This is a genomic window from Vibrio sp. J502 (genome assembly GCF_025397955.1).
In the GTDB taxonomy this organism is placed as follows: Bacteria; Pseudomonadota; Gammaproteobacteria; order Enterobacterales; family Vibrionaceae; genus Vibrio; species Vibrio anguillarum.
In genome coordinates this window covers 870,464-892,616 of the sequence record NZ_CP104554.1, presented here as the reverse complement: position 1 = coordinate 892,616, position 22,153 = coordinate 870,464, and the positions used below count along the sequence as shown (strand labels likewise).

Here is a 22,153-nt window from a genome sequence, read left to right as displayed (position 1 = left end):
AAAAGTGATTCATAAATTGCATATTTGAAAAGAGGCCTTACGGCCTCTGATTTAATAACTCAAATTACTATTAATTCAAATTCTCTTTAGCTACCTTTGCCGATGCACTACTAGGATATTCATCGACAACTTGCTGATAGTACTTATTGGCTTGTGCCAAGTTATTATTGCGCTTGGCAATATCACCCAACTTAACCAGCGCATCAGCACGCTTGTTAGAATCACTGTAAGTGATCACCGCAGCAAAACTTTGCGTCGCTTCTTTATCTTGCTTTTTCGCAAAATAGAGCTGCCCTAGCCAATAATGAGCATTAGAGGCAAAATTAGAATCCGGGTAATCTTTTTGGAACTGCTGAAACGCAGCAATAGCACCGCTGTAATCCCTTTTCTTTAGGATCAAATCAACCGAATTTTGATAAGCGGTTTGCTCATCAACATTGCTGCTAAACGTTCCTGCTATATCAGTGTCAACTGTCGGCTGTGACGAACTTGTGGTTTTATTCTTCATTTCGCCACGTACGCGATCTAACTCGATAAAGAGTTCACGTTGACGCTGCAACATTTGCTGCATATCGTAACTGTTACGTTCTAGCTGACCACGTAGTTCACTGACTTCAAGTGCCATATCATCGAGCTGCTGCTGCATTTTAAGTTGAACACTATTACGGTTTTCAAGCAGACGTTCAAGACGTTGCACATCAGATTCAGATGATGGTTTTTTAGCGCGAGATGTGCTGACTGAAACGCTGTTGCTAAGATCGGCTACTGGAGCTGGTGCAGCGGGCACTTGACCCGCTGCACTTGCCAGTAACGTAAGCGTTACAATTCGCTTAAAGTTACTGAACATGAGGCGATTCCTCGATTAGTATACGAGAACCGCGCGGCGGTTCTTCGCATACACTTCTTCAGATTGCCCAAGAAGAAGTGGCTTCTCTTCACCGTAACTAACGATCGAGATTTGGTCAGCTTGTACACCTAGCGCTTGTAGATATTTTGCTACAGCTTGTGCACGACGCTCACCTAGCGCGATGTTATATTCAGGCGTACCACGTTCGTCAGCATGGCCTTCGATGGTAACTTTCATTGCTGAATTTTTGCTTAGGTAAGCCGCGTGTGCAGCAAGCATATCTTCGTAATCACCAGCAATTGTCGCGTTGTCAAATGCGAAATAGATGGTTTGGGTTTCACGAAGAGCTTGTTCCTTTAGCTCTTGTTCAGCGAGTTGGCCATTCGCATCAATTGGAGAAACTACGGTTGTATCGACGCTGTTTGCTGAACCTGAAGTAGACTGGTTAGTTTGAGTACCAGAAGCGTTAGTCGCTTCATCGCTTGAACTACATGCAGTTACTGCAAGTACTGGTAGCGCAATCAGCAGCCCTTTAAGAACTTTATTAAGTTGCATTTTTTTTCCTTACTTTTTGATACTTACTTGCTATAAAAACGGAGACCACGCAGGAGCCCTAACGCGACCATTTGTTGCCGGTAATCTAGCTTTGAAACGCCCATCTATAGACACCATCGAAAGTACATTCGCTTTGTTATAAATAGAACTGTATATGACCATACCACCATTGGGTGCAATACTTGGAGACTCATCGAGCAAAGTCTTTGTTAGAATTTGCACTGAACCAGTTTCCAAATCTTGTTTCGCCAGATTAAAACCCGAATTACTTCGGTTTACCATGACAAGGAATCGACCATCAGGCGTTATTTGTCCACCTAAATTCTGGCTGCCTTGCCATGTCAGACGATTGGTAGAACCGCCAAATAAATTTACTTGATATATCTGTGGTTTACCACCCCGATCCGAAGTAAATATTAGCGATTTACCATCAGGATGCCAGAACGGTTCTGTATTATTTGATCTGCCACTCGTTATTTGTTTCAGCTTCTTGGTTGCCAAGTCCAGAGTATAAACCTGTAAGCTGCCCGTTTTAGACAACACCAAGGCGAGGGTTTTCCCATCTGGCGAGAACCTTGGTGCCCCATTATGGCGTGGGTACGAGGTCACTTTCTCTCTTTCACCAGTATAAATATTCATGATGAATATTTCCGCTTGGCCGTTTTGGAAGCTCACGTACGCCAGTTGCTTGCCATCAGGTGACCAAGTCGGCGACATCAAAGGCTGCTTTGAACGAAGTACCAACCGTTCATTGTAACCGTCATAGTCGGCAACTCTTAGCTGGTAAGGATATTGCTCATCGTCATTGACCACCACGTAGGCAATGCGAGTAAGAAAGGCACCCTTATCGCCCGTAAGTTCTTGGTAGACTAAATCTGAAATTCGGTGCGCATACTCACGCATACGATTGGCGGGTACGGTAGCAACTTTATTAAATAACACGTGATCTTTAGAGAGTACCAACTGCCCATCATTACTTAATGCCTTACTTTGCCCTTGCGTCAATTGCCCACGGACCACATCCACTAACTGATAGTTGATGACATAGTTACCTTCAGCATTTTGCGTAATGCTACCCGTGAGCAAAGCATCAACACCAATACTGGTCCAAGCATCAAACTTCACATCGGTTTCATTGTAAGGGGTTTGTGGCATTTTATTAGTATCGATTGGACTGAATTTACCACTACGCTGTAAGTCTGACGCGATCACCGCAGAAATATCCTGTGGTAATTTTGTTTTACCTTCCCACTTAAACGGTACGATAGCAATCGGCCTTGCTGAATTAATGCCGTCGGTGATCACAAGCTCCAATGCGGCGTTGGCGAGCTGTACACTACTTGCGATGACAAGTAAGCATCCTAACATCAATCGCTTTAACACAAGCTTTTCCTTTTAATTTGGTTCTACAGTTAAATTAATGTTTTTCAATTGATTGACTACATCAAGATCATCTTTGGGCAGCGGAAACGTCCCCACCTGCGCCACAGCACGTTTCGTCGCCGCGCATAACCTTGAGTCACCATCAATAATGCTTAGATTACCGACTATTGCTCCAGTTCCCGTCGGAATGAGCCGTAGGTTCACTTTGCACTGTTTACTTTTAAAACTGTCTTCAATCAGCAAATTTTGTTGAATGAGCTGCGTATAGATTGCTCCATACCGCTGAGCTTCGTTCATTACAAATTGGGAACGAGCTGAGCTATTTTGCTCTGCTTCTGTTTCTAACCCAGAAAAAATGTTATTCAGCGCCGCTTCTTGTTCTTTGCGTTCACGCTCCAATCTCTCTAGACGTGCTTTCTCTTTTTTTGCATTTTCGGCCGCTTTCTTCGCCTCTTGTTCTTTGGCTATTCGCTCTTTCTCGGCTCGCTCTGCTGCTTCTCGCTCTTTACGAGCTTTCTCTTTAGCTTGTTCTGCCTCTTTTTCACGGGCAATGCGTTCTTTTTCCGCTTTCGCAATTTCAGCCTCTTTAGCGATGCGCTCCTGCTCTGCTTTTTTTACCGCTTCTTCTTTTATCTTACGTTCCGTTTCCGCTTTTACCGCTCGCTCTTTTTCTTTACGAGCTCGTTCTTCTGCCACTTTACGCTCTTGTTCTTTCTCGGCACGTTGCTTTTCAGCTTCTCTGGCCGCTTTCGCTTCCTGAGCTTGTTGTTCTTTTAGTTGGCGAATATTCTCTTCTTCCGCCTTGCGGTTTTTTTCCAACTGCTCACTTTCGCGGCGTAACTTATCCAGCCGATCCTGCTCTTTTTTGGCAGCAGCTTCACGCTGGTTACGAATTTGCTGGGCTTGTTTTTGTACCAGTTGTGGATCAATCACCACAGCTTGAACCATCTGCCCTGCAGGCTCGGGCTTAGTTAGGCTAAAATCCGAACCCCATAACAAAGCAATGATCAACACTATATGCAAAACAGCCGAGATAATGATGGGCTTTTTGTAATCACTTTTTTTGGATTTATGATCTTTCATGAACAGTACAAACTATCCTTTAATTTCGGTTAGCAGACCTACTTTTGAAATGCCCGCACGATTCAATTCATCCAGAACCAGTATCACTTCTGCATAAGGCGTTGCAGCATCACCGCCAACCGCAACCGGTGAATCCGGTTTCAACGACAGCTCTGCTTTGACTCTAATGATGACATCTTGCAGCGAAAGACCCCGCTCGACTTCCTCATTATTTACGCTCAACCCGAGACGACCTTCTTTATCTATTTCCACGATGATAAAACTACTATCACTATCACCTTTCAGCTCAGCCGCTGACTTTGAAGTGGTGGTTTTAGGAAGCTCGACATCAACGCCTTGAGTGACAAACGGTGATGTCACCATAAAAATAATCAGCAACACGAGCATAACGTCGATATAAGGGACAACGTTAATCTCAGCTGTCAACTTGCGCTTTTTACGCTGGTAACCCACCATCGTCTATTCCCTACCAGCCATCGCTTGGCGGTGAAGAATGCTATGAAATTCTTCAGAAAAGGTGGCGTAATTATGCTCTAATTTGCTAACTTTATTGCTCAACCTGTTGTAAGCCATCACCGCAGGAATAGCCGCAAATAAACCCATGGCGGTCGCAATCAGCGCCTCTGCAATACCAGGAGCCACCATTGCTAACGTCGCTTGCTTCACCGCACCTAACGCAATAAATGAGTGCATGATTCCCCATACCGTACCAAATAATCCAATGTATGGGCTGATAGAACCCACGGTCGCTAGAAATGGCAGACTGGTCTCTAACTCGTCCACTTCCCTTGCGACAGCAACTCGCATCGCACGTCCCGTCCCTTCCATGATGAAATCAGGTGAAGTGGCGTTAGTCTTGCGTAAACGTGCAAATTCGGTAAAGCCAGAATAAAAAATCTCTTCTGTACCCAAAAGTTCATCTTTACGCTTTTTGACATCTTGATAAATAACGGATAAGTCAGTACCAGACCAAAATTTGTCTTCGAAAGCATCAGCGTTCTTTTCTGCTTGGGAAAGGACTTTACTACGTTTGATGATCATCGCCCACGAAACGATAGACATCCCCAAAAGGATTAGCATCACCATCTTGACCAATAAGCTGGCTTGCAAAAACAGATCGAGAATTGAGATATCAGCAGTCACTATGGGTTAACTCCAAAATTATTGATTGAGGCATCGCTTTTGGCCTCATGTTCTGATTGTCGATGCATGCTACCTTAACTATTGCTTTACACAATACTTTACCTTCAGGATTGACGAGCTCTTGACAGAAGATCAGTGAGGCTTTTTTCAATGCCGAAATCACAGTATTTATCGTCAGCATATCGTCTAAACGTGCAGCTTGTAGAAAATCGATGTCCACGTGCCTGACCACAAAACCAATGTTCTGCTGCAAAAGCGTCTGCTGAGACACTCCAACTGCGCGTAACATTTCAGTTCGGGCTCGTTCAAAGAATTTAAGATAGTTTGAGTGATAGACGACACCACCAGCATCCGTATCTTCATAGTAAATCGTTACAGGCCAATGAAAGGCTGAGGCTGTATTTTGCACAAAGGTTCCAACACATATGCAGATTTAGGCGAATACTATAACGCAACTCATTGACGTTAGTACAAGCATTGAGTGGACTTTTACAAAACTTGAAACAAAAAATTAGTGCTGTCTCAAAGAGGCAGCACTAATGTGGGTCGTTAATCAACCTTCGATAGGTTATTCATACACAGTAAATATCAAACTAGTCGAATAATCGTTAGGTAAATTAAGATCGATAATGAAATGTAGGGGCTAAACAATAATTGCCAAAACCATTTGCGTGGTCTAAAGCCAACACCAAAAACCATACTTGCACACAGCGCCCATATCATGAGTGGTGAAATAACCGCGTTAAAACCACCAATGCTCTGAGAATACAACTCGGGATCCCACATAATCATGGCGATATGATAAAAACCAAGCAAGAGCGATAAGACTCTGAGCAGAGTCTTATCAACCAGTTTATGGTACTCAGTGACTTGCATTGCAAGTTTACTCACTGTCTTTGTCCATCATTTCAGAATGCTCTAACCAAAGAGCGTTGATGATGCCAAATGCACAAGCTAAAAGCACACCTAGAATCCATGCGAAATACCACATATCTATGCTCCTTAGTAAAGTGAGTTTTTGTTTTCTTCAATAAACTTGCTATCAAGACGACCAAACATCTTGTAGTAAGTCCAAGTGGTGTAACCAAGAATGATAGGTACCATTACAAAAGCGACCACTGTCATTAAGTTCAACGTCAATTCACTCGATGTTGAGTCCCACATGGTCAAGCTGTTACTTGGTACTAAGCTTGAAGGCATGATAAATGGGAACATCGCAAAACCAGCGGTGAAAATCACACCCGCATTGGCTAAGCTAGAAGCCAAGAATGCGAGACCACCTTTTTCAAAACGCGACGCCAACACAGCAAGTAGTGGCATGGCAACACCCAAAGCTGGCGCTATCCATAGTAATGGGTAAGCGTTGAAATTAGCCATCCACGCCCCCGCCTCACGTATCACTTCTTTATTGAGTGGATTTGATGCGGCATGTGTATCAATGACGCTGGTAATCACGTAACCATCGATGTTTTGGATCCAAAACCCTGCAGCGACGAAAGTAATAGCAACCAACAAGCCCATTAGTTGAGCGACGCCACGAGCGCGTGCATGCAGCTCATCGGTGGTTTTCATCTGTAGCCAAGCGGCACCTTGTAAAATAATCATAAACAAGCTGACTAAACCACAAAGCAGAGCAAATGGGTTCAACAGACCAAAAAATGAACCGTGATACGTTGGCATCATGAAATCACTGAGTTGGAATGGCACGCCTTGTAGTAAGTTGCCAAAGGCAACACCAAAGATGACTGGTGGTACAAAGCCACTAATTGAAATACAGATATCCCAAGTATTACGCCACTTTGGATCTTCAATTTTTGAACGGTAATCCAAACCAATCGGACGAAGCCATAATGCAGCCAATGTAACAATCATAGCCAAATAAAATCCGGAAAATGATGTCGCATAGACTAACGGCCAAGCCGCAAACAGTGCACCGCCTGCCGTGATAAGCCAAACTTGGTTACCATCCCAGTGTGGGGCAATAGAGTTGATCATGACACGACGTTCACTGTCATTCTTACCAATGACGGGAACAAGAGCACCAACGCCCATGTCAAAACCATCTGTGATTGCAAAACCAACCAGCAGTACGCCGATCAGCACCCACCAAATTAGTCGCAAGATTTCGTAATCAAACATTATTCTATCTCCCTGCCTTATGCTTCGACTTGACGGCTAACTTTGTCTTCAACAGAGTTTGCGTTTTGCTCAAAGTGATAACGACCAGTTTTCAGACTGCTAGGCCCTTTACGAGCAAATTTAACCATCAGGTAAACTTCAGCAATCAAGAACACAGTGTACAGTGCAAGAATCGCAAACAATGAGGTCCATAATTCGCCCAGAGTTAGCGCAGAAGCGGCAACATTGGTCGGCAATATTTCACCAACAGCCCATGGTTGACGGCCATATTCAGCAACAAACCAACCCGCTTCAATTGCAATCCACGGTAGAGGAATACTGAACAAGGCGGCTTTAAGTACCCATTGTTTTTGCTCAATTTTCTGACGACAAGTTTGAATAAATGCTGCACCAAAGACAAATAGCATCACAAAACCAACACCGACCATCAGACGGAATGACCAAAATAGTGGCCATACGGTTGGAATTGAATCATCGGCGGCGGCTTGAATTTGCTCTTCCGTTGCATCGCTCACTTTATCGGTATAACGTTTTAGCAATAAGCCGTAGCCCAAATCGCCTTTCACTTCTTCAAAAGCGGCAATGTTTGCTGGCGATTTTTCGCCTGCACGTAATTTCTCTAACAGTTCATAGGCATACATACCGTTACGAATTCGGTCAACGTGTTGATCGCGTAGATCGCGTAACCCTGTGACTTCGGTATCCAGTGAACGTGTAGCGATAATACCCATCACGTACGGAATTTTTACTGCATAATCGGTGTGCATGGCGTCTTGGTTAGGCAAACCAAACAGTGTAAATGCAGCCGGTGCAGGTTCCGTGTGCCACTCAGCTTCAATCGCAGCCAGCTTCACCTTTTGAACTTCACCCACTTCATATCCTGATTCATCACCAAGCACAATCACGGACAAAATAGCGGCCATGCCGAATGATGCAGCGATAGCGAATGAGCGGCGTGCAAACGCAACGTCTCGACCTTTCAGCAAGTAATATGAACTAATACCAAGAATGAACATCGCGCCAGTGGTGTAACCAGAAGCGACGGTATGCACAAATTTCACTTGAGCGACAGGGTTGAAAACGACTTCAGCAAAGCTAACCATTTCCATACGCATAGTTTCAAAATTGAATTCTGCGCCAACTGGGTTTTGCATCCAACCATTCGCAATCAAGATCCAAAGTGCCGAGAAATTGGACCCCAAAGCAACCAACCAAGTCACGCCCAAGTGCTGGCGTTTTGATAGTCTATCCCAACCAAAGAAGAACAAACCGACAAAGGTTGATTCTAAAAAGAAGGCTACAAGTGCTTCAATCGCAAGAGGGGCGCCAAAAATGTCACCTACATAGTGGGAATAGTATGACCAGTTTGTACCGAACTGGAACTCCATAGTGAGGCCAGTGGCCACCCCAAGGGCAAAGTTAATACCAAAAAGCTTACCCCAGAACTTTGTCATGTCCTTATAGATTTGCTTATCAGTCATTACATACAAAGATTCCATGATGGCTAAAAGAAAAGCCATACCTAGAGTCAATGGAACGAACAGGAAGTGATACATCGCTGTCAGTGCAAACTGCAACCGCGATAGATCAACGACGTCAATCATGGTAACTCCTTTGTGCCGGCTGAATGACACTTTTGACATGCTGAACGGGTTAAAATTCCTCAAAATTCATCAGTGATATAACCTCATCAAATGTTGAAAAATATCAGAATTTTGTTGCAAGCATGTACCGTTATGGTTAGTTAATTGTTAAGCATTGGCTAATATAGCTGAGACTAATACTACTTCTAAATGCAGGTTGTTTCAAAAGATTTATGGGAGAAAAACGCCTTGATTTACATCAATTTTCACGCGCCAAACCTGAACAAAAAAAGAACAAAATGATCCACATCAAAGGAAGAATGAAATTGTTGTGAGTATTTAGTGAAAGGGATAGAAATTAATACAACGAATCACACAGAGAGTTAACAATACACTTCACATCATTAACTCTTTAGTGATAAGAAAATTATCATAAATAAGATTTAGTTCACACTTTGTGCTTACCACCTAAAAATGACGATGAGATGCAAACTTATTTTTCAATTCCGAAGTGAAGGTAAGCGCGATCGGTCGCCATTCGCCCCCTTGGGGTCCGTTGTAAATAACCTTGTTGGATAAGAAAGGGTTCTAACACATCTTCAATAGTATCTTTTTCTTCGCCGATCGCCGCTGCTAGGTTATCGAGACCAACAGGTCCACCGCCAAATTTGTCCATAATCGCTAGTAATAGCTTTCTATCCATATAGTCGAAACCTTGGCTATCAACATCCAACATGTTTAGCGCTTTATCTGCAGTCTCTATACATATGTGCCCGTTACCTTTCACTTCAGCGTAATCTCGAACTCGGCGCAATAAACGGTTGGCAATCCGAGGCGTTCCCCTTGCTCTCCTAGCCACTTCAAGTGCACCATCCGCTTCCATCGACAACCCTAAACAGTCCGCGCTTCTTTGCACTATGTACTGTAGGTCATCAATTTTGTAATACTCAAGGCGCTGTACAATACCAAAGCGATCACGCAAGGGTGAGGTTAACGAGCCAGCGCGAGTTGTTGCCCCAATCAGTGTAAAAGGGGGTAAATCGATTTTAATGGACCGAGCGGCTGGGCCTTCGCCAATCATTATATCGAGCTGGTAATCTTCCATTGCGGGATAAAGAATTTCTTCAACCACCGGACTTAATCGATGAATTTCATCAATAAAAAGAACATCGTTCTCTTCAAGGTTAGTCAGTAATGCCGCCAAATCGCCTGCTTTTTCCAATACCGGACCAGAAGTTGTGCGGATATTCACTTCCATCTCATTGGCAACGATATTGGCTAATGTTGTTTTTCCAAGCCCTGGAGGGCCAAAAATCAGCAGATGGTCGAGTGGTTCGCTGCGCATTTGTGCCGCTTTAATGAAGATTTCCATTTGATTGCGTACATGATCTTGGCCACGATAATCCGCTAATTTTTTGGGACGAATCGCGCGATCAATAATATCTTCATCTTTAAAAATAGGGCTATCAGGGGCAATTAAGCGATCAGCTTCAATCATACCATTGCTCTCAAGGCTTCTTTAATCAGCACTTCGCTGGTCATGTCAGCTTTCATTACTTGCGCCACTACTTTAGAAGCTTGTTGAGGCTTATAACCCAAAGACAGTAACGCACTGATCGCTTCTTCTTCCGCATTGCTCGTGAGCGCTTCCAAGGAATTGTTATCGACTGGCGCAGCGTCAGTAGCGGGAGTGAAAAGGTCGCCAGCTCCCCAACCTTTCAACCTATCTTTCATCTCAACAACCAAACGTTCAGCGGTTTTTTTACCCACCCCAGGAAGCTTAACTAATGTGGAGATATCTTCACGTTCAACGCATGAAACAAATTGTCCGGCCGTCATTCCGGACAAAATACCCAAGCCTAATTTTGGCCCGACGCCATTCGCTTTAATCACTTCACGAAATAAAGCTCGCTCTTTTACCGTGTTGAAACCATATAAAAGCTGCGCATCTTCTCGGACCACAAAATGGGTATAAATGACCGCTTCTTCGCCCAATTTAGGGAGTTCATAGAAGCAACTCATTGGCATTTGGACTTCATAACCAATGCCAGCGACTTCAATCAATAGCTCTGGAGGTTGCTTTTCAATCAGAATGCCGCGAAGACGTCCAATCACAGGAAATTCCTTAGAGAAATGAGGTTATTTGACTCGGATGATAATAAATAACTGGATGTATAGCCAGTAGAAAAATACCACCTCGCTCGAGATCGGTTTTTCAGCGATATCGGCCTTTTTTAGCACTGCTTGCCCGCCCAGCTAAAGCGATCAAGGTTTTATTGGTATTCGCATGACAAATTGCCACACCCAGAGCATCAGCGGCATCCGCTTGTGGCTTAGCCGATAATTTGAGCATTTGCTGGACCATATGTTGTACCTGCGCTTTATCAGCACTACCCGTACCAACTACAGATTGTTTAACCAGTCGAGCGGCATATTCATACACTGGAAGATCCGCATTCACCGCCGCCACAATAGCACTGCCCCTTGCTTGCCCGAGTTTGAGTGCTGAGTCCGCATTCTTTGCCATAAATACTTGCTCGATGGCAAAAACATCAGGCTGAAACTGTGTGATGATTTCCGTCACGCCAGCGTAAATTTGCTTGAGCCGCCCAGGTAACTCTTTTTCGGAGGTACGAATACATCCACTACCAAGATAGTACAAATATCGTCCATGCTGCCTGATCACACCATAACCTGTGATTCGCGAGCCGGGATCTATACCTAAAATAATTGACATGAAAACCTTAATCGTGGACGAAAAACAAAATGGGCTTAACCAATAAAGTTCAAGCCCATCATCGACAAGTTAACTGCCTGATTATTTACGACGCCAAGTAGTTCCACTTGGGCCATCTTCTAAAATGATGCCGAGTTCGTTCAACTTATCGCGTGCCACGTCAGCATTAGCCCAATCTTTTGCTGCACGTGAGTCATTACGCAGTTTGATCAAAGCTTCAATCTCAGCCACTTGTTCGTCGCCATTAGCGTCCCCTTTAAGAAACGCTTCTGGATCTTGATGCAAAATGCCAATCACATCGGCAAGCTCACGCATAAGTGCGCCAAGAGCGCTGGCTTGCTGAAGATTTTCTGTCTTCAACTTGTTGATATCACGTGCCATATCAAACAAGACGGAATAAGCCTCTGGCGTATTAAAGTCATCATTCATCGCCATCGTAAAGCGACTGACATACTCCTCACCACCTGCAACTGCTACGGTTAAATCCAACCCTCTCAACGCTGTGTATAGACGCTCTAGCGAGGCACGCGCTTGTTTTAGGTTATCTTCGCTGTAATTTAATTGGCTGCGATAATGGCCCGACATCAAGAAATAGCGCACCGTTTCCGCATCATAGTGAGCAAGTACATCGCGGATTGTGAAAAAATTCCCTAATGATTTAGACATTTTTTCTCTATCCACCATCACCATGCCACTGTGCATCCATGTGTTCACATAGGGAGTGTCATGTGCGCAGCATGATTGAGCAATTTCATTTTCATGGTGAGGAAATTGCAAATCAGAGCCTCCACCATGGATATCAAAGTGGTTACCCAAAATCGCTGAATTCATCGCCGAACATTCGATGTGCCAGCCTGGGCGTCCTTCTCCCCATGGGGATTCCCAAGTGGGCTCGCCCGGCTTCGACATTTTCCACAACACAAAATCAAGTGGGCTACGCTTAGCAAGATCAACATCAACACGAGCGCCCGCTTGAAGCTGATCGAGATCTTGTTTGGATAACTTGCCGTATTCGTCAAATTTGCTGACTTCAAACATCACATCACCATTAGAAGCAACGTAAGCAAAACCGCGTTCAATCAGTCGTTGCACCAAGCCTATGATTTCTTGGATATAAGCGGTTGCACGAGGCTCGACATCTGGACGTTTCATATTCAATGCATCGAAATCTGCATGCATGTCTGCGATTAAGCGCTCGGTTAGCGAATCGCAAGATTCACCATTTTCGGCAGCACGTTTAATGATTTTGTCATCAATATCAGTGATGTTACGCACAAATGTAAGGTCATAGCCTAAGTAGCGCAAGTAACGAGAAATCACATCAAAAGAAACGAAGGTGCGACCATGGCCAATATGACAGAGATCATAAATGGTGACTCCACAGACATACATACCCACTTTGTTGGCATGAATTGGTTTGAATTCTTCTTTTTGTCTAGTGATTGAGTTATATATTTTCAGCATGATCTCTATCTAATAACTGTTTGAACTAAAATGGCTTCACAGTATAACAACTCTAGCCTAGCTTGGTCATCCTTATTCTCTCGCAATAATACGGCCCCTAAAGACATTTGTTGATTTGAATGTGTCCAAAGTTCAGTTAAAATCCGGGCCTCAACGAAAAATAGATAAAGGTAACTATCATGATCATCCTTCACACGAATTTTGGTGATATTAAAATTCAACTTAATGAAGAAAAAGCACCAGAAACAAGCGCAAACTTTCTACAGTACTGCCGTGACGGTTTTTACGATAACACTCTGTTCCACCGCGTTATCGATGGATTCATGATTCAAGGCGGCGGCATGACCTCTGGCCTAAAAGAAAAAACAACTCGCGCAACGATTAAAAACGAAGCCAACAATGGCCTAAGCAATAAGATCGGAACTCTTGCCATGGCGCGCACTATGGATCCACACTCTGCAAGTTCTCAGTTTTTCATCAACGTGAACAACAACACATTCCTAGATTTTCGTTCAGAAAGCCGAGATGGCTGGGGCTACTGCGTATTCGCAGAAGTGATCGAAGGTATGGATATTGTGAACAAAATAAAAGCCGTGAGCACAGGCTCTATGGGCATGCATCAAGATGTTCCACTAGAAGAAGTGTTCATTTCTGGCACAACCATCGAAGAGTAACGGTAAAAGGAGCGCTATGCGCTCCTTATTTTTATTATGCATACACTATTTATTTCTGATTTACACCTAAGCCCTTCTCGACCAGATATCACCGAGTGTTTTATCCGTTTCATGCGCGAAGAAGCCATTCATGCCGATGCACTGTACGTGCTTGGCGATCTTTTCGAATTTTGGATAGGTGACGATGATAATTCACCTTTCGCCAACCAAATAAAATCGGAATTTAAACAACTGACTCGCGAAGGGGTTCCTTGCTATTTTACTCAAGGAAACCGCGACTTCTTGCTTGGCAAACGATTTGCGAAAGAAACCGGAATCACTCTTCTCCAAGAAGAACAAGTAATTGACCTTTACGGAAAAAAAGCCGTGGTGTTGCATGGCGACACACTCTGTATTGACGATATAAAGTATCAAGCCTATCGAAAGAAGGTTCACCAGCCTTGGCTACAATGGGTATTTAATCGGCTGCCATTTTTTGTAAAGGTTCGTATTGTGGGTAAAGTACAGTCGGGCATCCACAATGATAAGCAAATGAAATCTATGGATATTATGGATGTTACACAAAGTGAAGTGGATAGAGTTCTGACCCAGTATGGGGTCGATTTAATGATTCATGGCCATACTCATCGACCAGAGATTCATCACAGAAATCAACTTCATGGCACCGCAACGCGAATTGTTTTGGGTGACTGGTACACCCAAGGCTCAGTCTTAGTCTATGCTAATGATGGTTACGAACTGCAAACTCGGCCATTTAGTTCTAAAAACTGATGTCAAGTCGCACTCTGATACTATTCATTGTTCGTATCAAAAGCTAAGCTATAATAAGTAATATCAATAATATCAATAATTAGATAAGAGTCTTGCCTTGAAATACTCCTATATCGCCAGACAACCTATACTAGATCGTGACCGAAAAACTATCGGCTACGAGCTGCTATTTCGAGACGGCCCTAAGAACACCTTTCCAGATATAGACCCCGACTTAGCAACGAGCAGGTTACTCTCTGATCATTTTTTATCCACTCATTACAATACGCTGGGTAAGCATTTAGGGTTTGTCAATTTTCCTTATCAAAGCCTGGTTAACCTCGTGCCTACGCTTTTTCCTGCGCAAAATTTGGTCGTTGAGGTATTGGAAGATTGCGAACCAACTTTAGAGTTATTAGAAGCAATTAAAAAGATGGCGAAGCTTGGTTACCGAATTGCGCTTGATGACTTTGTACCCAGTTCAGGCTGGCTCGTCTTCTTCCCCTATGTGTCAATTATCAAATTTGACATCCGTGTTGTTTCCCTTGAAAAGGCCGCTCGCTTTATTCAAAAACTTGGCGCAACGAAAATTGAGTTCCTTGCTGAGAAAGTAGAAACCTATGAAGAGTTTAAGCAAGCTAAAAAGGCGGGCTTTACCTATTTTCAAGGCTACTTTTTTAGCAAACCAGAGATGTTACAGCGCAAAGCGTTAGAGCCTGCATTTCTTACTGTGGTGCAACTGTTCAAAGAAATAGCCAAAGCTAACCTCGATTACAAAGCCATTGAGGAGCTTGTCGCCACCGACCTGACCCTGTCTTATAAACTGTTAACCTTTGTTAACTCATCCGCGACAGTCAGTTCAAAGATCCACTCATTTAAACAAGCGCTGATCTATCTCGGTGAACAACGATTGAGAAAGTTTATCTCCTTGGTTGCGATTGCTTCGACGCAAGAATCTAAACCGGATTATTTGTATGGCTTATCCATTCAAAGGGCAAGATATTGCGAACTGATCGGTGCGAAAGCAAAAATTAATGTTGAACCTGGGTCTGCGTTCCTAACAGGAATGTTTTCGCTACTCGATAGCCTACTCGATCAACCTTTAGAAAGTATCATGGAAGAGATGCCTATCGACGAATACGTTAAACTTGCACTAATAGAGGGGAAAGGAGAATTAGGTCTGGTACTTGAATTAACTCGAGCTTATGAACAGGCTGACTGGCAAAAGGTTGAGAAAATTGCTCATGCATTAAGTATCGAAGAACCCGTGGTGAAAGAGTGTTACAACGAAGCTGTGAAATGGACAGCCGATTTACTGGGTGTCCACTCCTGAGTAGACATCGAGTTTAGATCTCCTTAAACTTCCCCGTCTTATATGAATGGGCAATTTGAGAGGATTTATGAGCCAATGCTATTGTGGTAGCCATTTAGATTTCCAACACTGTTGTGAACCAATCCACAGTGATTCAGCTTTAGCCATCTATCCAGAACAACTGATGAGAGCCCGCTATAGTGCCCATGTTCTGGGCTTGGTTGATTTCGTCATCAATACCTATCATCCGAGTTGCAATGCACCACAGCAACGCGACGCGATTGAAGAATCAATCAACAGTCAATGGTGTGGGCTAGACGTCATCTCCGCAAGTATCCGCAACAACGAAAATGAAGGCTTCGTTCATTTCAAAGCCTATTACACACAGAATCAACAGCAATTTTGTCTGCAAGAACGTTCACGATTTATACGAGAAAATGGTATCTGGTTCTACATTGACGGTGAATTTCCACAGGAGAACACACCAACGAAGCTAGGACGAAATGACCCATGTCATTGCGGTAGCGGCAAGAAATTTAAGAAGTGTTGTACTTAAATTAAAACGCCAAACTAGAGAAATTTGGCATTTCATATTTGATGGCGATCACTCTTGTTCGATAATCCATTTTCGAAACGATTTGCGCTCTTCCTTTGTTGACTTTAGATACCATATTTGAAGCTGGGTCAGAGAGTCTTCAGTTGTGCTAACGGCATCAGAATTATTCACCATATCTATTTTCTTGAGGTTGTCAGAAAAAAATATTGCGTTGTCAATGTTATATGATTTAACTAAAGATCCAACATCCATATATGGGAATACTTCGACTGTCGAAGGAAGAATTTTCTGTTCGACACTCACATCCTCAGAAGTTTGAATATCAAAAACTGGTTTTTTCCGTTCGTTTTCAGCATTAATTTTGTCATAACGATTAGAAATCAATTTTATAAATGCTTTACTATTTATGTCTTTCTGCCCCTGGAATGTCAGGGTAACCAAATAAGGGTAGGTAGCATAATACTCCATTTTTCCACCACTTTTTAGGCGTCCAGAATACCGGAGAACAAGTTGCAAATATTCACTGTCAAAGGTCAGAGAGTTATCAGCCTTCTGCCCATTTACGTAAAGTATCTCGATGCCAGAGTCTACAGACAATTCATACCCATTAGCCACTGTTGAGCTACATAAGAAAACTAAAATACAAATAAAGGCTCTCAACAACAAATCAAATCTCCCGATAAATAAAAAGCCAATGCACTGCACTGGCTTTTATGATACTTAAAAATTAAAGTATTTTAGAACGTGTAGTAAGCACCGATTAGAGCAACATCTTTTTCTTGGTTACCACCTGCAGCAAAATCATTTGATGTTTCTGCAGTTTGATATTCAGCAAATACCGTAATGTTGCTTGCTAGAGCATAATCAACACCGACAACTAGGTTTTCTGTATCACCTTTAGCATCTACACCGGTTTTAGTAACTTCATCAATACTCATAACAGCATAAGTTGAATAGAGGCGTACATCATTAAATGAGTAAGAAGCAGCTACACCAATCGCATCACCAGAATAGAAATCTGAGGCTGTGAAGAAACCATACTTGTTGTTACCTTCATATTGGCCATAAGTCACAGCGAAGAAAAAGCCAGATACATCAACAGAAGCCGAGATACCTGCTACAGAGTAATCAGTATCAGCTGCAGCTTCACCTGTTAGGTATGAAGCACCGATAGAAAACATATCTACAGTGTAGTCAAGTGATACACCGTAGGTATTGTCAACATTTTCGTTAGATTCTGTATTGACATCAGCTACAAATACTAAACCGTCTACAACTTTAGCTTTAAATACAGCGCCGTGACCTGTTGACTCGCTACGGTGACCACCTGTAGAGCCCATGTATTTACCTTCATTGGTAATATCATCTTTTTGGATAGCATCCATAGAGTCAGCTAGATCTCCAACTTCACCTACAGCAACACCCCAAGTCTCAGTTTTAACGCCGACATACAAATCGTCAAATGATGCTTTGCTATCAGTAGACTCGTAATCAGAACCAGCCTCTATTTCAAAAGAACCAAACGCTTTCAGGGTATCAGTCAGTTTTGTTTCTGCATCAAGCTGGATTTTTCCCCAAACATTAACATCTGGATCGGTTTTTGTTTCTACTTGAGCGGTATTTGTAGATTTAGTTGTTGCCAAATAAACATCAACTTCGCCTTTGAGCTTCACGGCTGTCGTGTCGTTAGCGTAAATTTCTGCTGCGTTAACTGAGCTTGCTGCCGCAAGCACTGCTAGTGCTAATAGAGTCTTTTTCATAATTAATCCACTGCCTTTTCTTATGTATGGGAATTCCTTATCCGGTTCCCTTTGTTTTTGCTGGCAACTTCCAAATTTAAACTCGGTTCGTTGCCGCCATTAAATCTCAAGGATTAGATTGCAAAAGATTATCCTGCATGTCAAATATCCTAAAAAATAAACAAAAATAAAGGTAAAAATAATTAAAAACATGTAGTTACATGATATTTTCATAAAATTACGGGCGACTTCCAAGCAAAAACATCACACAATCTAAAAACTAACAATCATGAAACATCAGAATTAAACACCAGTAAAATTTATTTTGGCAAGATTAAATGGATGTTGATGTCATCATTTAACCGAATGGATAGTTTTATATTTTTTACAATGAGAATTAAACATAAGTTCCTGAAGGTTCAGTTTTTTTTTGTGAACAAGATCTAGATTTGATCTAAAAGCATACGATTTCGTGAACTGCGTATCCTTTAGTGAACTGTGCTAGACTCATCACTCTGCTATTTAGGTCTGTGTATGCTTACAACGAAAATCCAAAAATCCATTCGGGATAGTTATCAAAACCTGCAATTTCAGCTCGAAAACTTCATTCCTCGGCGAGGACAAAATTATCTTGTTGCTGAGATTGCAAAAACATTGTGTGGTTCATATCACAAGTCCAACCGAATCTTGATTGCTGAAGCGGGTACAGGAATAGGGAAATCACTCTCCTATTTAATGGCAGCGGTTCCTGTTGCTGTGTTGAATAATAGAAAGGTTGTTGTTTCGACAGCCACGGTGGCACTTCAAGAACAGCTGATCAGCAAAGATTTGCCTTTATTTAGACGCATCACTGATCGTCAATTCTCTTTTATCCTTGCCAAAGGACGTCAACGATACTGTTGCACCGAAAAACTCGCGGCTGCTTGTGGGGTGGATGGATCACAAATTGCCCTGTTCGAATCAAAGCCACAAAAAAAAGACGTTGAATTATTCACCACCATGTATGAAAAACTGGCTCAAGGAAAATGGAACGGTGATCGTGACTCGTGGCCAAAAGCGATTAAAGATGAGTTATGGCAACTGATTGTTAGTGATAAGCATAGTTGTAATGGTAGCTTTGCTGGCCACAGAGATTGTCCTTTTCAAAAGGCGCGTTCGGAACTGGACAAAGCCGATGTCATTATTGCCAACCACAGCTTGGTCATGGCGGATGCTGACCTTGGCGGTGGTGTCATTCTGCCTGAGCCCGAAAACACCATTTACATTTTTGATGAAGCACACCACTTACCTCATGTAGCACGAGATCACGCTTCAGCGTCCGCAAGTTTGAAAGGCGCAGCAAGTTGGTTAGAAAAACTCAATCAATCCGTAACCAAGTTTTCAAGCTTAGCCGAAGAAAAACGAGTGGCACGTTTTCGTAACGAACTGCAAGAGACACTGCAACAACTTATCCCAAGCTTGAGCCAACTGACAAAGCAGTTTGTACCCGAACAATTTGAAGAAAAGCGATACCGTTTTGAGCATGGAGAACTGCCACAATGGCTTGAAGAAGAGTCTAAAACCCTGAAGCGGCTCTCTCAAAAAGCCAATCAATCCGTCGCTAAAATTGCGGACTTGATTGCTGAACGAGTTAAGGAAGGCGAACTCGCTGCTCGGTTGGCAGAACCAGCACTGACTGAATTAGGCTTTTATATTCAACGTTTAGAGAACCTTGCCCAAGTATGGTTGCTGATGGCGGAGCCCAAGCGAGAAAAAGGAGCCCCTTTGGCACGTTGGCTTGAAATTCACCCTGAACGTGAAGGTGATTTCATTGTTAACGTTTCACCGCTAGAAATTGGTTGGCAACTTGATCAACAGATCTGGAGCCGCTGCATAGGCGCAATCTTAGTCTCCGCGACGATGCGAGCTCTTAACTCATTCAGCTACTTTTGCTCGCAAGCAGGGATCAGTGAAAAGGCAGAAGATGGCACACGTTTCCTAGCACTCGCTTCACCGTTTGATTATCAAAATCAGGCCGAGTTACTCATTCCAGCAATGCGTTTTGAACCGCAAGCGAAAGAGTATACTGATTATCTGGTAGAGCGGCTCGCTGAGTTTATTCAGCCAAACAAAGCTAATTTAGTGCTGTTTGCTTCTTACTGGCAAATGCGCGAAGTGGCTGAAAAAATATCAACAGATTTTGTTAAACGAGGCTGGGCGCTGCAAGTCCAAGGTGAAATATCACGCACAGAAATTCTAAATAAACATAAAATGCTAGTGCAGTGTGGTAAAACGAGCGTAATGTTTGGCACCAGTAGCTTTTCGGAAGGGCTAGACTTACCAGGAGAACTTTTGGAGAATCTGGTGATCACAAAAATTCCGTTTGCCGTACCAACCTCTCCAGTTGAGCAAGCTCACGCCGAATACATAGAGAAGCGAGGCGGAAACTCTTTTATTCAGATAACCGTTCCTGAGGCCAGCAAAAAGCTGATCCAAGCCGTCGGGAGATTGCTGCGCAAAGAGCGTGATTCTGGTAGAGTCGTGATTCTCGATCGCCGAATCGTTTCAAAACGCTACGGAAAATCATTATTGGACTCGCTTCCTCCATTTAAAAGAACAATAGAATATTAGCTAGGGCTTAACACTACGCCCTTTCATCTCATTACTCAGGGCCGATTTTATTCATGGAATTTGTTGAGCCAACCACTTTGATTGTGTTGGCGCTTGTTGCTTTTATTGCTGGCTTTATCGATGCAGTCGCTGGCGGCGGTGGCATGCTTACTGTACCCGCGTTATTATCAATCGGTCTTCCGCCGCACATCGCACTAGGAACGAATAAGCTGGCGGCAACATTTGCCTCATCAACTGCCGCATTAACCTACTATAAGAAGAAGTTGTTTCAACCAAGTTGCTGGGTCAGAGCTTTCATTGCCACCTTAATTGGCGCAACAATAGGTACTTTTGCTGTCGATGCGATCAGCACCGATTGGCTACAAAAAGTGCTGCCGCTCATTATTCTAGCTGCCGCTATCTATACGATATGGCATAAAACACCACATGCACACCAGAATGTCAGCCCGCCTCCCTGCCCTGTACTTCACAAAAAGCAGTATGCGCAAGGCTTGATACTTGGATTTTATGACGGGCTGGCAGGGCCGGGGACTGGCGCATTTTGGACAGTCAGTTCGATGGCGTTATACCGACTCAACATTTTATTGGCCTCTGGCCTTGCTAAAGCGATGAATTTTACCAGTAATGTAACGTCATTGGTTACCTTTGCCATTTTGGGGCATATTGACTGGGTGCTGGGACTGACTATGGGAGTTTGTTTGATGGCTGGAGCTTTTGTTGGCGCACATTCAGCGATTCGTTTCGGCGCTAAATTTATTCGTCCGGTGTTTGTGAGTGTGGTCAGTGTGCTTGCAATCAAGCTGACTTATGATGCGTGGTTTGCAGGCTTATGAACCATTTTTCTCAATTGAAGTCCTTAATTGAAGAGTTGAAACAACAAGCCGCCAGTGTTGACCGAACTCGTGGTGAACACCATCAGGCTCTGTTTGATGAGCGCCTGTTCCACTGTAAAGCACACTTATTAATCCCTTGTGTTACGGAAGCAAAAGCGACCTTTGACTCCATCGTGCGCGAACAAGAGAGTCAACGGCTAACCAGTCAACGAGCTCAATATCTAACCGATCGACTGCTTGCACAAATTGCGGCAATCCAACGCGAAATATCGACAGTATCGATCAGAAAAAGTGAGCCCAAGCATCGCAGCTATTATCGCAAACCGATCAACGCGTTATATCAAGAGCTAGCCCAGCACCAAGAATGGGAGCGAAGGCTGATGGATATGGTGAGAGAAAAAGAACTCGGACTCAAGCAAACTTCTGCTGTTAGTCAGCAGCAAGCACAAAAAGCGTTATTAATGGTAGAGCAACGGCTCAAGCGTTGCCAAGAAGCTAAGGCTAAGATCGAAAAACAAATTACGTTCAGGGAGAAAAACCAATAAAATGAATGATCCTACTGTACCGCTAGACGGTGCGTCTGAAGAGATAAAGCTCGCTGTTGATCTCATCTACTTATTAGAAACTAATCAGATTGAACCACACACCGCACTTGAAGCGCTGAAAATCGTACAGCAGGATTTATTGCGTAAACTGGATGATACAGCGAGAGAGTAAGAAGCAAACATCTACTTCTTACTCTTTC

General features: G+C 43.2%; 25 protein-coding genes. 8 read left to right on the top strand and 17 right to left on the bottom strand.

Going from position 1 to position 22,153, the window contains the following annotated elements:
* Positions 1 to 70: 70 nt before the first annotated feature.
* From ybgF to cysS, 15 genes are all read right to left on the bottom strand, one after another.
* Positions 71 to 847 (bottom strand): tol-pal system protein YbgF, encoded by a 777-nt coding sequence (ybgF, locus tag N5E84_RS04325; RefSeq protein ID WP_081245171.1) that lies wholly within the window; start codon positions 845 to 847, stop codon positions 71 to 73.
* Between the two features lie 15 nt (positions 848 to 862).
* Positions 863 to 1,402, bottom strand: coding sequence for a peptidoglycan-associated lipoprotein Pal (pal, locus tag N5E84_RS04320; RefSeq protein ID WP_010319189.1), 540 nt, complete (start codon positions 1,400 to 1,402; stop codon positions 863 to 865).
* A gap of 30 nt (positions 1,403 to 1,432) precedes the next feature.
* Positions 1,433 to 2,770: a Tol-Pal system beta propeller repeat protein TolB gene (tolB, locus tag N5E84_RS04315; RefSeq protein WP_103261226.1), complete on the bottom strand. Its 1,338-nt coding sequence runs from the start codon at positions 2,768 to 2,770 to the stop codon at positions 1,433 to 1,435.
* A gap of 27 nt (positions 2,771 to 2,797) precedes the next feature.
* On the bottom strand, positions 2,798 to 3,868 hold the full coding sequence (tolA, locus tag N5E84_RS04310) for a cell envelope integrity protein TolA (RefSeq protein ID WP_017048055.1): 1,071 nt from the start codon (positions 3,866 to 3,868) through the stop codon (positions 2,798 to 2,800).
* Positions 3,869 to 3,880: 12 nt separating this feature from the next.
* The gene (gene tolR / locus N5E84_RS04305) at positions 3,881 to 4,324 is read right to left on the bottom strand and encodes a protein TolR (protein ID WP_013856574.1); all 444 of its coding nucleotides are present in this window, start codon (positions 4,322 to 4,324) and stop codon (positions 3,881 to 3,883) included.
* Positions 4,325 to 4,327: 3 nt separating this feature from the next.
* Positions 4,328 to 5,011 (bottom strand): protein TolQ, encoded by a 684-nt coding sequence (gene tolQ, locus N5E84_RS04300; RefSeq protein ID WP_013856573.1) that lies wholly within the window; start codon positions 5,009 to 5,011, stop codon positions 4,328 to 4,330.
* Positions 5,001 to 5,420: a tol-pal system-associated acyl-CoA thioesterase gene (ybgC, locus tag N5E84_RS04295; RefSeq protein ID WP_017042272.1), complete on the bottom strand. Its 420-nt coding sequence runs from the start codon at positions 5,418 to 5,420 to the stop codon at positions 5,001 to 5,003. The genes tolQ and ybgC overlap by 11 nt, the downstream gene beginning before the upstream one ends.
* 179 nt (positions 5,421 to 5,599) lie before the next feature.
* Entirely contained in the window at positions 5,600 to 5,902 is a 303-nt protein-coding gene (ybgE, locus tag N5E84_RS04290; protein WP_013856571.1) for a cyd operon protein YbgE, read from the bottom strand.
* Positions 5,895 to 6,002 carry a cytochrome bd-I oxidase subunit CydX gene (gene cydX, locus N5E84_RS04285; RefSeq protein WP_000270284.1) on the bottom strand — a complete coding sequence of 36 codons (108 nt, stop codon included), beginning with the start codon at positions 6,000 to 6,002 and terminating at the stop codon, positions 5,895 to 5,897. The genes ybgE and cydX overlap by 8 nt, the downstream gene beginning before the upstream one ends.
* An 11-nt stretch (positions 6,003 to 6,013) precedes the next feature.
* The gene (gene cydB / locus N5E84_RS04280; RefSeq protein ID WP_019283297.1) at positions 6,014 to 7,150 is read right to left on the bottom strand and encodes a cytochrome d ubiquinol oxidase subunit II; all 1,137 of its coding nucleotides are present in this window, start codon (positions 7,148 to 7,150) and stop codon (positions 6,014 to 6,016) included.
* A gap of 17 nt (positions 7,151 to 7,167) precedes the next feature.
* Positions 7,168 to 8,754: a cytochrome ubiquinol oxidase subunit I gene (gene cydA, locus N5E84_RS04275; RefSeq protein WP_029189795.1), complete on the bottom strand. Its 1,587-nt coding sequence runs from the start codon at positions 8,752 to 8,754 to the stop codon at positions 7,168 to 7,170.
* A 472-nt stretch (positions 8,755 to 9,226) separates the two neighbouring features.
* The gene (gene ruvB, locus N5E84_RS04270) at positions 9,227 to 10,231 is read right to left on the bottom strand and encodes a Holliday junction branch migration DNA helicase RuvB (protein WP_017042275.1); all 1,005 of its coding nucleotides are present in this window, start codon (positions 10,229 to 10,231) and stop codon (positions 9,227 to 9,229) included.
* On the bottom strand, positions 10,228 to 10,848 hold the full coding sequence (gene ruvA / locus N5E84_RS04265; RefSeq protein WP_010319200.1) for a Holliday junction branch migration protein RuvA: 621 nt from the start codon (positions 10,846 to 10,848) through the stop codon (positions 10,228 to 10,230). Before ruvA ends, ruvB begins: the two co-directional genes overlap by 4 nt.
* Before the next feature lie 100 nt (positions 10,849 to 10,948).
* Entirely contained in the window at positions 10,949 to 11,470 is a 522-nt protein-coding gene (gene ruvC, locus N5E84_RS04260) for a crossover junction endodeoxyribonuclease RuvC (RefSeq protein WP_013856565.1), read from the bottom strand.
* 81 nt (positions 11,471 to 11,551) lie between these two features.
* Entirely contained in the window at positions 11,552 to 12,934 is a 1,383-nt protein-coding gene (gene cysS / locus N5E84_RS04255; RefSeq protein WP_019283295.1) for a cysteine--tRNA ligase, read from the bottom strand.
* A 179-nt stretch (positions 12,935 to 13,113) separates the two neighbouring features.
* On the opposite strand from cysS, the gene N5E84_RS04250 reads away from it, so the two are divergent.
* The 4 genes from N5E84_RS04250 (at position 13,114) to N5E84_RS04235 (ending at position 16,226) form a co-directional block, all read left to right on the top strand.
* Positions 13,114 to 13,608 (top strand): peptidylprolyl isomerase, encoded by a 495-nt coding sequence (locus N5E84_RS04250; protein WP_010319203.1) that lies wholly within the window; start codon positions 13,114 to 13,116, stop codon positions 13,606 to 13,608.
* Positions 13,609 to 13,644: 36 nt separating this feature from the next.
* Positions 13,645 to 14,379, top strand: coding sequence for a UDP-2,3-diacylglucosamine diphosphatase (lpxH, locus tag N5E84_RS04245; protein WP_017048060.1), 735 nt, complete (start codon positions 13,645 to 13,647; stop codon positions 14,377 to 14,379).
* Between the two features lie 97 nt (positions 14,380 to 14,476).
* Positions 14,477 to 15,691 (top strand): EAL and HDOD domain-containing protein, encoded by a 1,215-nt coding sequence (locus tag N5E84_RS04240; protein ID WP_095661303.1) that lies wholly within the window; start codon positions 14,477 to 14,479, stop codon positions 15,689 to 15,691.
* 67 nt (positions 15,692 to 15,758) lie between these two features.
* The gene (locus N5E84_RS04235) at positions 15,759 to 16,226 is read left to right on the top strand and encodes a YchJ family metal-binding protein (RefSeq protein WP_043004743.1); all 468 of its coding nucleotides are present in this window, start codon (positions 15,759 to 15,761) and stop codon (positions 16,224 to 16,226) included.
* A 48-nt stretch (positions 16,227 to 16,274) separates the two neighbouring features.
* Here the strand turns inward: N5E84_RS04235 and N5E84_RS04230 are convergent, their stop codons facing one another.
* Together N5E84_RS04230 and N5E84_RS04225 are read right to left on the bottom strand one after the other, a co-directional pair.
* The gene (locus N5E84_RS04230; RefSeq protein WP_157731302.1) at positions 16,275 to 16,823 is read right to left on the bottom strand and encodes a DUF2057 family protein; all 549 of its coding nucleotides are present in this window, start codon (positions 16,821 to 16,823) and stop codon (positions 16,275 to 16,277) included.
* 140 nt (positions 16,824 to 16,963) lie between these two features.
* Positions 16,964 to 17,986 (bottom strand): porin, encoded by a 1,023-nt coding sequence (locus tag N5E84_RS04225; RefSeq protein WP_019282894.1) that lies wholly within the window; start codon positions 17,984 to 17,986, stop codon positions 16,964 to 16,966.
* Positions 17,987 to 18,499: 513 nt separating this feature from the next.
* On the opposite strand from N5E84_RS04225, the gene dinG reads away from it, so the two are divergent.
* Genes dinG through rsmS form a run of 4 tightly spaced genes read left to right on the top strand, consistent with a single transcriptional unit; the run spans position 18,500 to position 22,125 of the window.
* The gene (dinG, locus tag N5E84_RS04220) at positions 18,500 to 20,575 is read left to right on the top strand and encodes an ATP-dependent DNA helicase DinG (protein WP_038172098.1); all 2,076 of its coding nucleotides are present in this window, start codon (positions 18,500 to 18,502) and stop codon (positions 20,573 to 20,575) included.
* Between the two features lie 53 nt (positions 20,576 to 20,628).
* Positions 20,629 to 21,408 (top strand): sulfite exporter TauE/SafE family protein, encoded by a 780-nt coding sequence (locus N5E84_RS04215; RefSeq protein WP_019282896.1) that lies wholly within the window; start codon positions 20,629 to 20,631, stop codon positions 21,406 to 21,408.
* Positions 21,405 to 21,953 carry a primosomal replication protein PriC gene (priC, locus tag N5E84_RS04210; protein WP_029388376.1) on the top strand — a complete coding sequence of 183 codons (549 nt, stop codon included), beginning with the start codon at positions 21,405 to 21,407 and terminating at the stop codon, positions 21,951 to 21,953. The genes N5E84_RS04215 and priC overlap by 4 nt, the downstream gene beginning before the upstream one ends.
* A gap of 1 nt (position 21,954) precedes the next feature.
* Positions 21,955 to 22,125: a pleiotropic regulatory protein RsmS gene (gene rsmS / locus N5E84_RS04205; protein ID WP_013856554.1), complete on the top strand. Its 171-nt coding sequence runs from the start codon at positions 21,955 to 21,957 to the stop codon at positions 22,123 to 22,125.
* The last annotated feature ends 28 nt before the right edge of the window (positions 22,126 to 22,153 follow it).

Bases quoted from the DNA above. Each gene is read 5' to 3' on its own strand.
- ybgF (WP_081245171.1), bottom strand. From the start codon at position 847: ATGTTCAGTAACTTTAAGCGAATTGTAACGCTTACGTTACTGGCAAGT.
- pal (WP_010319189.1), bottom strand. From the start codon at position 1,402: ATGCAACTTAATAAAGTTCTTAAAGGGCTGCTGATTGCGCTACCAGTA.
- tolB (WP_103261226.1), bottom strand. From the start codon at position 2,770: ATGTTAGGATGCTTACTTGTCATCGCAAGTAGTGTACAGCTCGCCAAC.
- tolA (WP_017048055.1), bottom strand. From the start codon at position 3,868: ATGAAAGATCATAAATCCAAAAAAAGTGATTACAAAAAGCCCATCATT.
- tolR (WP_013856574.1), bottom strand. From the start codon at position 4,324: ATGGTGGGTTACCAGCGTAAAAAGCGCAAGTTGACAGCTGAGATTAAC.
- cydX (WP_000270284.1), bottom strand. From the start codon at position 6,002: ATGTGGTATTTCGCATGGATTCTAGGTGTGCTTTTAGCTTGTGCATTT.
- cydB (WP_019283297.1), bottom strand. From the start codon at position 7,150: ATGTTTGATTACGAAATCTTGCGACTAATTTGGTGGGTGCTGATCGGC.
- cydA (WP_029189795.1), bottom strand. From the start codon at position 8,754: ATGATTGACGTCGTTGATCTATCGCGGTTGCAGTTTGCACTGACAGCG.
- ruvB (WP_017042275.1), bottom strand. From the start codon at position 10,231: ATGATTGAAGCTGATCGCTTAATTGCCCCTGATAGCCCTATTTTTAAA.
- ruvC (WP_013856565.1), bottom strand. From the start codon at position 11,470: ATGTCAATTATTTTAGGTATAGATCCCGGCTCGCGAATCACAGGTTAT.
- cysS (WP_019283295.1), bottom strand. From the start codon at position 12,934: ATGCTGAAAATATATAACTCAATCACTAGACAAAAAGAAGAATTCAAA.
- N5E84_RS04250 (WP_010319203.1), top strand. From the start codon at position 13,114: ATGATCATCCTTCACACGAATTTTGGTGATATTAAAATTCAACTTAAT.
- lpxH (WP_017048060.1), top strand. From the start codon at position 13,645: ATGCATACACTATTTATTTCTGATTTACACCTAAGCCCTTCTCGACCA.
- N5E84_RS04235 (WP_043004743.1), top strand. From the start codon at position 15,759: ATGAGCCAATGCTATTGTGGTAGCCATTTAGATTTCCAACACTGTTGT.
- N5E84_RS04225 (WP_019282894.1), bottom strand. From the start codon at position 17,986: ATGAAAAAGACTCTATTAGCACTAGCAGTGCTTGCGGCAGCAAGCTCA.
- dinG (WP_038172098.1), top strand. From the start codon at position 18,500: ATGCTTACAACGAAAATCCAAAAATCCATTCGGGATAGTTATCAAAAC.
- N5E84_RS04215 (WP_019282896.1), top strand. From the start codon at position 20,629: ATGGAATTTGTTGAGCCAACCACTTTGATTGTGTTGGCGCTTGTTGCT.
- priC (WP_029388376.1), top strand. From the start codon at position 21,405: ATGAACCATTTTTCTCAATTGAAGTCCTTAATTGAAGAGTTGAAACAA.
- rsmS (WP_013856554.1), top strand. From the start codon at position 21,955: ATGAATGATCCTACTGTACCGCTAGACGGTGCGTCTGAAGAGATAAAG.